Annotated in this window: 9 protein-coding genes; 1 reads left to right on the top strand and 8 read right to left on the bottom strand. The window is 56.1% G+C overall.

Annotation, left to right across the window (positions count from 1 at the left end; translation table 11 throughout):
• Nucleotides 1-92 precede the first annotated feature (92 nt).
• From KJ970_13980 to KJ970_13950, 7 genes are all read right to left on the bottom strand, one after another.
• Complete coding sequence (locus KJ970_13980) at nt 93-998, bottom strand: VCBS repeat-containing protein (protein MBU2692024.1); 906 nt, start codon at nt 996-998, stop codon at nt 93-95.
• Between the two features lies 1 nt (nt 999).
• A complete protein-coding gene (locus KJ970_13975; GenBank protein MBU2692023.1) occupies nt 1,000-2,382 on the bottom strand; it encodes a DUF362 domain-containing protein in 1,383 nt (460 codons plus the stop codon).
• Nucleotides 2,383-2,559: 177 nt separating this feature from the next.
• Nucleotides 2,560-6,831: a hypothetical protein gene (locus KJ970_13970; protein MBU2692022.1), complete on the bottom strand. Its 4,272-nt coding sequence runs from the start codon at nt 6,829-6,831 to the stop codon at nt 2,560-2,562.
• A gap of 17 nt (nt 6,832-6,848) precedes the next feature.
• Complete coding sequence (locus KJ970_13965) at nt 6,849-7,811, bottom strand: DUF362 domain-containing protein (GenBank protein ID MBU2692021.1); 963 nt, start codon at nt 7,809-7,811, stop codon at nt 6,849-6,851.
• Nucleotides 7,812-7,904: 93 nt separating this feature from the next.
• Nucleotides 7,905-8,525 (bottom strand): hypothetical protein, encoded by a 621-nt coding sequence (locus KJ970_13960; GenBank protein MBU2692020.1) that lies wholly within the window; start codon nt 8,523-8,525, stop codon nt 7,905-7,907.
• A 352-nt stretch (nt 8,526-8,877) separates the two neighbouring features.
• The gene (locus KJ970_13955) at nt 8,878-9,102 is read right to left on the bottom strand and encodes a transposase (GenBank protein MBU2692019.1); all 225 of its coding nucleotides are present in this window, start codon (nt 9,100-9,102) and stop codon (nt 8,878-8,880) included.
• A gap of 71 nt (nt 9,103-9,173) precedes the next feature.
• On the bottom strand, nt 9,174-9,464 hold the full coding sequence (locus KJ970_13950; GenBank protein MBU2692018.1) for a hypothetical protein: 291 nt from the start codon (nt 9,462-9,464) through the stop codon (nt 9,174-9,176).
• Between the two features lie 620 nt (nt 9,465-10,084).
• Between KJ970_13950 and KJ970_13945 the strand changes: the two genes are divergently transcribed.
• Nucleotides 10,085-10,483, top strand: a complete 399-nt coding sequence (locus KJ970_13945) for a hypothetical protein (GenBank protein ID MBU2692017.1) — start codon at nt 10,085-10,087, stop codon at nt 10,481-10,483.
• A 718-nt stretch (nt 10,484-11,201) separates the two neighbouring features.
• On the opposite strand, the gene KJ970_13940 is transcribed toward KJ970_13945, so the two are convergent.
• On the bottom strand, nt 11,202-11,855 hold a 654-nt coding region (locus KJ970_13940; protein MBU2692016.1), incomplete at its 5' end, for a transposase.

The raw sequence follows: 11,855 nt of genomic DNA, 5'->3' as shown, positions 1-11,855 counted from the left end.
TAACGTAGTAACGCCGTAACGCAGCAGCGTTGGAAGTTCTACATTTCAGCTCGGAAACGGGCGGGTGACGAATCGACTCTTTGGAGGACGGTTCAGCCCGCCCGTTCTTTCATCCCCGCCATCAGCGCGCGGATCGCTTCGCGATGTTCCTGCATCCAGGGGATCATTTCCGGATCGAGTTTCTTCATCAGCGCAAAGGCGCGTTCTTCTTCATCCAGCAAAATGCAATAGGCCAGCACCGCGCCGACACGCGGAAACCGCTGCTCCTTGTAATCGGGATCGTTGGGATCGGCCGGTTGGGGGTAGAGATAAGTTTCTAATCTTTCACGAAGCAAATCCGGGAACGCCTTGGTCTCTTCAACAAACCCGCCATCCCGCCATTTAAAAATAATCGGCGGGAAGGGACTCGCGGCATAACTCCAATCGTAATAGGCCAGGCCGTCGTAATTTCCGACACCCTCCAGCACCCCGTCCCCATCCAGATCCTTAAACTGCAGGCCGCCGTTGCCGGTATAGATCGATCCGATCCGCCTAAAGGCGGGATGCCTCGTATAAATATAATACTGCGAACAGCAGTGCGCGCCGCCGCTGTAAGCCCAAACGATCAACTCGTCGCTCCCGTCGCCGTCGAGATCCTTCGTCTCGCCTTCACAGAGATAATCGACCGATGCCTCGATGACGGCGTCTTGGAGGGTGATCTCGATTCGCGTCTGCGGAAGATCCGGATCGAGGTTTGTGGGACCCCACGTCACGACATAAGGATCCCAGGGCAGGTAATGTTCAACGACATAGGTGGAGTCGGCTTCGAGGAGAATATCCCCGTCGCCTTCCCCGGCTTCCTCCAGCGGCGTATCTAATGTGATCTCCGCGGGCTTCCCGGACTCAACTATTTGAAGAACGACGAATCCGGCCGCGGCGATCATCACCACGACAATAATCCCGATAAAAAGACCGCCCCCGGATATTGGGGGCGGCCGTCTTGACAGCTTTCGTTCCATTTCAGTTCGCGACAACGATCCGGCGCGTGCGGACGATGCGTCCCGCTTCCATCCGCGTGAAGTAAACGCCCGCCGGAACGCGGCGCCCCTGACTATCGCGGCCGTCCCATTTCACGACATGACGCCCTTCAGGCAGCACATCCCCGCCGAGACGGCGGATCATCCGGCCCGAGGTGGAGATGATCTGCAGGGAGACGCGCGAGGGCTCATCCAGGCGAAAGCGCAGTTCCGTGCCGTTCCGGCATGGATTGGGAACGTTCGGCGCCAGGAAGGTCCCGCCGACAACGCCCGCGGGGTTGTCGACATCCGACGGTTCATAGTTGATCACCGTCATCGAACCTGGATCGCTGACACCGATCTCGTAGGGGGATCCGGAAGAGAGCTCGACCCATGTACAGGGTTTAGCCGCCCAGCCGTGGGAAGCCCGCTCGGTATTGATATACTCACGGCCCCAATAGTCGCTCGTCGTGGGGTCGGTTGAGAAGAAGAGGGTGTTCGGCGTCATTTCAGGGAAGGTGTTCCAGATCTGCGGCGGCTCACCCGGCCCGCCGTTGTAGGTCGCCTCAATCACATCGGCGACAACCAGCGCCGTCTTCGGCTTCACATACTGATCCGCATTGAGGGTCAGCATGCCGGGGATATTGCCGCAGAGGCTCGCCGGCGAGCAGGAGCCGTAATGATTCTTCAAGGCCAGTGTGATCTGATTATTCGGATCGGTGTGGCTCTTCAGCACCGGGATGCTGATCAGGTAATCGCAATCAAGAATATATTGTGAAAGCCGGTGGCTGCCATACACGTAATAGCTGCTGGGGTTGTTATTGTTGCTGCTGATAACGGCGGCGTGCCCATTAAAGGTAAACCGGTCGGTATTGTACCCGTAATTCACAATATTGTTATCATCATAGATGACGACCTGGCTCACATCGAAGGTGCCGCCCAGCATCAGCGACAGACCGGAAACCACGCCCCGCGCCACCTGCCATTTCGACTCCGTGGGTCCGATGCAGTTGACCTTGATCGCGAAGGTCGAGCCGCTGTGAAGACCGGGGAAAAGCGATTCAAAAGCGGCGGCGGTGTCGCTGATTCCTGTCAGCATTTGAACACCGCTGTGAACAGCCCCGGCGATCTGATCCTGATCGAGACCTCCGGAATAGAATTCAGGGTCGTGATAGATGACGATCCGGCCCGGCATGACATTCCCGCGGGTCCCGGCGACAGCCTTCTTCCCCAGCTCTACCAGATCCCTGGCGGAAGCTTTTGATCCCGCCGCGGCGATAGCTCCGACGGCGGAGAGTTTCAAGAAATCACGGCGACTTGGGCCGAAATGATCCTTCTTTTGTGCGGTAGATTTTTCCCCAGACCTCTTCCCCGCGGGGTTCTCCATGGTGCTCCCCCTCCTCGATGGCAAGACAATGGCGCGACGCAGTATGGTGAACCGGCCAGGCTCTATGGACCCCAAAACATATTTTATAATTATACCGTCTAGCGCCGCGAACCGCAACGGGACAGCGAGGCGCAACGGCCAGGCGCAACGGCCAGGAGCAACGGCTGGGCGCGACGGTTAGGCGCGAATCTGGAGCCGGATCCGCAGATCGTGATCGGTCTCCCAATCCTCCGCCACCCGCTCCGAACGGCTCAGGACATATTGGATTTTGACGGCGAGGGTCTGGGCGGGATGAAAGCTCAAAGATGACGTAACCGATTGTTTCATAAGGGTTTCCCAGTCGTCACCCGCTCCGGCAAAAATGTCTTTGGTGCGCGTCCAGGTCACCCCCCCGCTAAGACTGGCATCGAGCCGCCACCGCGACCGTCTCCAGGTCACCCGCGCCGTCGGATTATAAAGATGGGTCAATTCACCCAATTGCCGGTCCCCGGTCTCCACCTTCTGGGCCTCGAGCGAGAGATAGGTCAGCCATCCCCGGCCCCAGGTCTGATCCCACTGACCGGTGAAACGCCGCCGCGTCTCCGTCTGCGTCAAACCCTCATCCGCCGTCGATCCGATGAGGCGGAGCATGAGATTCCCGCCGCTGGGTTTCATCTCAAGCCGGCTCTCAAGCTGCCGCTTCGTCCCCTCGGTCGCAAGCCCCTCCTGGCGGTTCAGATCCTTCTCCTGCTCCCACCGTTCCACCAGCCGCATCCAGGTGAGCAACTGCACCCGCGCCTCACCCATGCCGCTCCTCGTTCGCCGGATTTGAGAAGCGCCGGACGCTTCGGTGAAAAGCGACCCTCCCCCCGGCAGCGACACGCCGGGTTCGCCATCCTCCGTCTCGGTCGTCCCCACATCAAAGCGGAAGGAGAGACGCGACAGCCCGGCCATCAAACGTCCCGGATACAGTTGCAGCGTCCCCAACAGCAACCGCTTCACATCAAAACCGCCGCTGCGTCCCTCGGGATGCCAGAAAAGATCCCGGTGCGACTCCCACCGCAGATAGGCGTCGAGGGCGGAATGGGGGCGTGTCTGCAAGGTCGCATCGACCTCTTGATAGCGGCGCAGATTTTGAGACTGATCCTCATCGGGGAGATGCGTGCGGCGATCCTCGAAGGCGAGATTCCAGGAGAAGGGATTCCCCACCGATCCATTCAGACGGATAAAAGCATGGTCGGTGGTGCGCTTGCCTTCCGTGGCTGTGTTGAGGCTGTCTTCCGCCTCTCCGCTGCGGCCGCCGCGCCACTCCCGGTCGCTGCGTTGAACAAAAGCGCGGAGCCATAAGCGCCGGATGCCGAAGGGTGTCAGCCCCGCCTGATCCGGGCTGACCTCCAGCTCGGCCCGGCTGATCCATTTCTCCTGCCGCTGCCCGGGTGTGTTTAACAAAACCCGCCCGCGGCGGATTTCAAGATTGGGGAGACCGGACCGCAGGAGTTTTAATCCGGCCGTGAGAGAAGATTCTTCTCCGTATCGGGATATCGCGGACGAGTCGGCGCCGGATGATGAAGCGCCGCCGATGAGACCCTCGGGATCGATCTGATCGGAGAGCCGCTTCTCCCATTCCACCTCAGCCTGGAGGTTGCCGGCAAACTCCCATCGTCCTTTTAGCTCGGAGGCCTCCCGCAGCCTTCCCAGAAGGGTTCGGCGGTCTTCAAATGAGGCGTATTCACCGCCCAAATTGCGATAAGACCCGGAAAGTTCGACTTTATCATACCGCCCCTGGAAACCGGCGCCGGTAGCGGTTCCGTTCTCATCACTCTGGTTTAACATTTCACCGGATGTGGTTCGGCTCACCGCCAATTCGGGCGTCACCCTGAGAAAGCGCCGCTCGTCCTTCCATTCCAGACGGGCATTGAGATCGGCCGTGGTGATATCGCGCGCTTGATCGTCCCGCCAGCGGGTTGCGTTGGCGCCAAAGAAAAGGTGATCATCCGGGGCGAAGCCGGCCTGCCCGGCGACGACCAGCCCCTCATCGGAGGCCGTGGACCCCTCGCCGACTTCATAGAGGTATTCGACCTCGATCACCGAATCGTCATCGAGAAGAATATGCTCAAAAAAGACAAAGAGACCGGAGGCCGGGATCATCGAGTAATCGACATCGGCGCGAAGCTGTTCGCGATCAACCGTAATCCGCTCTGATCCGGGCGCCAGATCGCGATGACTCAGACGGAAGGTGTTGAGGGTCGCCTGATAGGTGACGTTGATATCGTACAAGCTGACCGGTTCATCCGCATAGATTTCAGCCGGGAACGGCAGGGGCTCGGGAAAACTGAGGAGCCCTGTAATCGGACTGAAATGATCCGGATCCAGCAATCCGTCGCCATTGGCATCGAGGCCGAAAAGTGAAAGATAAGATTCACCCTGAGGATCAGTCAGGGAACCGGTGGAGTCGCTGATCGAAACAGCGAGCGATCCCGGCACCGGACCTATTGTGATGAAATAACGATTCCGCAACCAGCCGCCGGTGAGATCGGCCTCATGCGCGCCATTGACGATTGTTAAAGACTCTCCCCCGCCCAATGGAGCGGCCAGGATGAGGGTGCCGCCGTTTGACCCGATAATATAGTCGGCAAAGGGCTCCAGACGATCCCACGACCCGCTCAGGCCGGCAATGATCCGGTCTTCCGTATTGGCGTTGTCGCTGCCGGCGACGCCGTCGTCATGATAGAGGACGGCATCTCTCAAATCGGCGGAGGTCCACCCCTCCGGCAGGGGGAAGACCATCCCCTGTACATAACCTGTATCCCGGATCCGCGAATCGACCGCTCGGTTCCCGCCGTAATAGACATCGCGGCCGGGCAGGGTCCGCCGCTTGCCGGCCCAGGCATCGGCCGTCAGCAGGCGCCGGTGGGTTGATTCAGAGCGATCCCCCATCTCCACACGCGCATGGCCGCCCCGCAGGCCGGTTCCGGGCGCCAAACGGGTGTTAAAGAGCTGTTGCTCGATCTCACCCAGACTCACGGAGCGGAGGACATCCGAGCGGGCGCCGCGGTAGGTCAGTTGATACTTCGAGTTGTCCGGATCGGTCGTATCGTAGAAACCGGAAAGAGTCCGATCCGAATCCATCCGGCCTGTTAATGTTAAATCGTAGCGCGTATCGGTGATCAAATCCCCAAGACCGGTCCCGCCGTCCGGTCCTGAATCATCATCTTCGATAAAGATCGTGGCGCCGCCCTTAATGTGCAAGTCTTTGCCCGAGGGCGCGACGAGACCCAATCCGGCGTCATCCAATCCGGCCCGCCAGCGGGGTGCATTGGAAATATCAGAACCCTGCGCCGCCAAGACCTCTTGGCTGCGGAAGGTGAAGAGATTGGGGTTGTCCTGCCCTTGGCTGAGCCCGTAGACGATCTGTTCGGAACCGAGGTAGATGAGGGTCTCGCTCATCCAGGCCATTTCAACGACGGCGCCCGGCGGCATTGGAACGGCCGCTGTAAAATCAATCCAACGGGCCGTCGCTTCGTCGTAGACGGCGTAGGCGCGCTCGGTCACAACCCAAATCCGGTTCGACTCCCTGGCAAAGGCATGCACCGATTCGCCGGGCATCTCGTCACAGGATTGATCCCGCCGCCAGATCCCTGTCTCGGCGCTGTAGCTCCAGAGCCCCTCGTCGGTGCCGAGCCAGAGATCATCCCCCTGCAGGGTCAGCTGGTGGATTCGGGCGTCGGGAAAATCGACCCCGGTTTCAAAACTGGTCCAGCTCTGAAGCTCTTTATCATACCGTGCGATGCCGTCTCCGGCGAACGCCCAAATGTACCGGGGGGTCTGCCGGAGGGCGAGCACCGCGGGAGATTCCAACCGTCCGAGGGTTGTATAAAGGGTGAAGCTCTCCGTTTCCTTGCGGTACTCGGCGATCCCGTCGTCGAGCGCGAACCAGACGCGATCCTCTCCAACGGCGACATCGCGCGCCATACCCCAGGATTCATCACCGGGGCGCTCCATCGCTTCCCACTCCAAAATATATTGATCAAACCGGGCCGGGCCCTTATCGGTGGCCGCATAGGCGTAATCGCCGTCGGATTCGACGGCATAGACGGCTCGACCGGGACACTCCTCCCCCGATTTGTAAGTCTTCCAGTCATCAAACCGGGCATCGGAAGCGCTCACCCCGTCGCTCGAGATCCAGATCGTGCCATCGGTTAATGATAAAGATTCGAGCCGGCCCGCGGGAAGGCCGTCGGCCGATGAGGTGTGAGTCCAGGTTTCCGATGCGGGGAGAAAACGATAAAGGGCGGACGGCGTGAGGATCAAGATCCGGTCTTCGGATGCGATGATCCGCGGGCGCAAATCCTCCGCCGTCGTCTCAGTTTGGAGCTGTGGCGCCGGATGGGTGGTGATCTGCGCCGCGGCGGCGCCGGAAAGAACGGCAAGGTGACAGAGTATGATCCAACAGAGTGCGATCCTGCGCATGCCCGGCCGCCCCATTCCTAACCCAGTTCCTCGATGCGGAGAGTCTCCAAGGCCGATGTTCCAACGCCATGTTCCGCCGCATGGCGGATATAGGCGACTTGATCGGGAAGGAAGGTCTGGCCGTTCCAGGTCGAGAGCCCGACGCCGAAGGCATCGACGGCCACCGGATCGATACCGGCGACGACGCCGTTGAACTCATCGACGGTTCCGGGGCCCGAGGGGCCGCCGGTTTGTAGAATGCGGATCGCATCCAGAATCGTCAGCTGCGGCTTCAACACCGTTGCGAGATCGGCGATCGCCTGATGCAGATCCATGTCGTTGTGGAACGTCTGCCGGTCCCACACAAGCCCCATGAGGTTCTTCAGTCCAAGACTGACGCCTGTGGCGGAATGCGCTTTGGCCGAGGGGAGATTGATGAAGACATCCGCCTTCTGCAAGACAACGGGGATCGATGTTTTCTTCAGCGCCCTCCCACCCGGTACATCGATCGCCACATAGCCGCTTTCCTTGTCCAGTGAAACCAATTTCGCCTTCGGGAAAGCGTCGACCGCCTCGGCCGTACCGGTGCGCTTGAAACACCGCTCCGGATCCCGGAGGGAATGATCGACGACCAGCACCCGCCGCGCCTCGGCCTGAAAGCAGGCCTCGATCACAGCCGTAAGAACCTCGGGATGCGTGGTTGCGCCCAAATTAGGCGGGGTTTCAAAGCTCGCGTTGGGTTTGATAACGACGACCTGATCAGGTTTTACAAAACGCCGGATCCCGCCCAGGGCCTCCAGCGCCCTGAAGACAGCCTCTTTCGGACTCCCCTTGGCGAGAACCAGATCGGGTGCCGCATCCGCCGCGTCAGCGCCGAAAACAGGGGTAAATACGGGGTTGAAACGGGAGCCGAAAACGGGACCGAGACCGGGCCATGCGGGCAGGATAAGCCCCGCCCCGACAATCTTTGCGCCACTCTTTATAAAATGCCGGCGATCCATAACACCATCCTGTCTCTGGTGCGGCCCCTCAATACCAATCTATTCAACCTGCCGCCGGTGCGGCTCTCATCCAGCAATACTTATCCGGCAATTTTATCCAGCAATCTCATCCACCACCGCCGTACCGAAGAGATCAAGAAGCGTCTTGGCGTCTTCCGTGCTGCTGTCGATATAAATCCTCACCCAGTATTGACCCTTGAGGAATTGAATCTTCTGCCACCCCAATCCGATGAAGAGCCGCTCCTCGTCACCGACATCGTCCAGCTCCTCATAACTGCCGCTCCCGTTAATCTCAACGTCATGATGCAGATCGGCGGCATCCTCCGCGGTCCCCATATCGTAAATATAGACATCCAGTGAGGCCTGGCTTCCCGCCACATTCCCCAAATAATTCTGAAGCGCCAATTCCTGAAAGTTATATGTTAAATAGACTCCGTACCCGCCGTTGATGACCTGCTGCAACTCTTCGGCGTTGGTCGCAACCTGAACCGAGCCGTTAAGGCTCATCCCGCTCGTTCCCTGGGGAATGAAATCCTGCGGATGGCGGATCGTGGGTTCCGTGCCGCCGTTGCCTTTGTCATCACTGCAAGCCGCGAGAAAGATCCCCAACGCAAGAACCAAACCGGCCGACACCACGAAGCCCGCGGCGAGCGTCCTGGCCTGGCGTCCTGCACCCCATCCCCGCTTACCCCATCCCCATTGTGAAAGAACCATTCCTCAGCTCCTTTGAATGACCGCTCCCTTGGATTTTCTCAATCCCGCAGACCTCGCTATCTTTCAGGTCCTGATCTGAATCTGATGACTTTCCAAGTGTATCATTAGCGGCCCCCGGTCTCAATGGGGTGGAACCCTCTGTCCCGCTACTGGATAGGGAGATCGCCGCTTCCGGCTTCCGGGATGGGTCGCTGGCCGCAGGCTTGGGTTTCCAGCCTGTAGGTTCGTTTCATAAGCCTTGGTTATCTTGAGGCACGCGGGTAATCTTGAGGGATGATGAGGAGAAAGATATCGCCCAGCCCCACCAGACAAATCTGAGGGATTCTTCGGTTACCTGATGATTTACAAGGAATTACACGAGATCCGATGGAAGGATTACATTGCCGGGATTCTTAATCGCTTCATAGATAGCCTTCCGCAAGTACGCTTTCGGATCCACACCACACAGTTTCGCCGATTCCAACCAGCTATAAAATAGAGCCTCGACCTCCGTTCCGCGTTGGGATCTCGACCCGTAGTGATTCTTTCTTCCCAGAACGATTCCGCGCAACGCTCTCACTGCAGCATTATTGTCCAAGGGGACTCGTGGATTCTCCAAGAATGCCTTTAGGCCAGGTCATATGTTATACATATATGCAATCGCCTTGCCTAAGCTGCTTCCCGGTAATGGCCGGCGTGCGGTCGCCCAATCCTTGATATCATCGATGATCGATGACGACCGTTATTATCAGGCTGACGTATTAACCAGTGCTGAATCGTATTCGGCGAAAGATTCAGGGACAGACAAATGGAAGAGAGCGCCCGCCCAGTTTTCATTTCCTCTTTGATAAATGCCACGTTTGCTTCGCGTATATCCGATGAATATCGGACTGCTGTTCGGGCCTTCCCTTCACGAACGCCTTTAATCAGGGTTTTGATTTCCGTTTCTCGAGCTGTCATTTGACTCCTCCTTTCGAAGGACCAAGATGACAGATATTACAAAGCGTGGCCAGACGGGGTAGGGCGATATCTTACGATGAATTAAGATGAATACAAATAATCTTGACACTTGCACTAGGTGCAAATAGTTTGACTCTACTTAGTAAGAACGAAGCATTCGAATGTTTACACGCGAGAGTTATATTATAAAATAATTGATTCTTTGATCCCTTCGTGCTTGGAGGCTCGGCTGATTCTGAGGTAGGTGCCAGTCATAAAACAAGCCTACCTAATAGAATCGGTCTTCGATAAGGTCTCTGCAGAATGTAAACAATAAAGGAGAAAATAATGCGGGCGATAGTGATGTTAGTCATGTTTGCTGCACTAATGGTAGCCTTTACCGGCTCGGCCCAGGCATATCCGAATTGTACTCAAGTCGCTGAAAGATGCCAAGAGGAAGGGGATTGTTTGACTAGAATTCAATGGGGGTCGTATTGCGATAACAATTTACGGACCTGGAGGTGCTGCTGGAAAGAGGGTCCAGGAGGACCATGCGATGAAATATGTTTTCCTACTTGGAGCCTTTGCCATTGTGATACTCCCGAGGGTGTGACTGCTTACTTGCGGGAACACCAATCAGGATGGCAAATGGTAGCACAAAACCGGTAGAGGAAATACAGGTAGATGACCGTGTACTTTCTTACAATGAATCTTCGGCCAAGATGAGAGCCTCTGAGGTCACCTCAGTTCACAAGCCATTCTTTGTTGACCACTACTATATCATAAACGAGGAGCTTCGGGCAACAGAGAATCATCCTGTTTTAAGCGGGGGGAAATGGGTTGCGGTGAGTAGCCTTAGTGTCGGTGACGTGTTAACTAACCCAGATGGCTGGGATATTGAAATTTATACTGTACAGAAAATCGAAGAAAGAGCTATGGTTTATAATTTTCAGGTTACATTGGAAACTTATGTTGCCGCAGATATGATCGTTCACAATAAAGAGGATTGTGAAATGTACGATCAGTATTATCCAGAATAGTTGGCTGCATTGATGTGCCGGGGAGGCACTCTAAATTGGGATTGTTTGTTGACGGGCTAATAAAATGGAAGGTTTTCTCCAGCATCACAATGCAAGTTGGGTATTGCCGACTCCTGTTCTTTGGATGGTATTTTACCATAACAATGAAAACCTTAGTATTTCATTCAGAGCAATGTGATCAATAAGCCTCTGAAGAAGGTATGAAAGCATTGTGTCCAAACCATAAAATGAGACACTCTCTACTCAAACGGGCGTTGCGAATCCTTGGTTCAGAAGAGCCAACTGTCAGAAGTGTTGCCGCTTTTCCTCTGCGACAAAAGAGTCGGAGAGGGGCAATTATGTCAACATGCCAATTTGCTGTATTCCAATGAGATACTCTCTGCACAGAAAACGGCCGCCTCCTCTTCCTGAGTTGGACAATAATTCTAAAGCCGGTCAAAGATTCGATCATCGGCTTATATCTAGGTTTAGGCATAATCCTAGCGCAGACTATTCATGAGTGTCTATTTAATCGCGTTGAAATCAGCTTACAGCCCTGTACCAGATGATCAAGATCAAAATTATCGCACTCAATCAGACAATTGATCAAAAGAAGCAATAAGGAGAGCAAAAGAGGGTAATTATTTGTAATCATCCCCACTGCCGAATACCCGGGAACAGCACCGAAAGATTTCAGTCGAAGAATTGGCCAATCATTGAACAGCAGAAAAGAGAATCGCTATTCTCGGACAGCTCCCAGATTCATGGCCAGACGGGACCAGAGAATTTTAAAGGGATATGACTTCGGCATGTGAAACACAACCCGCCGCATGGAGACAACGAGACGGACACCGATCTTCAGGAAATGTTCACGCAGGGTACCCGCTTGCAAACTGCCTGCACGGTTACGAGCAAGATGACAACGTAACTCTTGCATCAACACATAAGCCGCCGCCGTCATCAATACCCGCAGCTGATTTGCCAGGAAGCTTGTGCAACTCGTCCGATCGATCTGCAGGTCAACCTTAAGTTCCTTGATCCGGTTCTCGACATCACCCCGGGCACAATAGACTTTCTCATAAAGCCACCGCGGGGACTGCTTCAGATTGGTCACCACAAAACGAAGATTCTCTTTCAGGTCCCTGCCGGGATGGTCAAGAATCTCGGTTTTGAAGATCACCCGTCGTGCCCGCGACCAGGATTTGGCTTTGTAAGTACATTCTCCATAGGCTTTCCATGATGGATCGCCCTGGCGCCAGTATTCCCAGCTCCGGCAAAGAGCGTCAAAGACATGTTTCTCCAGCACGACATTCGTAGCAAAACCAACGATGTAATCGAGCCCGGGTTGTTCGTCAAGGAAGTCCAGAATCTCGGGCGCCCGAAAGCCACCGTC

It is taken from the genome of Candidatus Eisenbacteria bacterium (genome assembly GCA_018831195.1).
Lineage (GTDB): Bacteria > Eisenbacteria > RBG-16-71-46 > CAIMUX01 > JAHJDP01 > JAHJDP01.
Note: the sequence above shows the minus strand (reverse complement) of the source record. Positions and strands in the feature narration are given on the sequence as shown.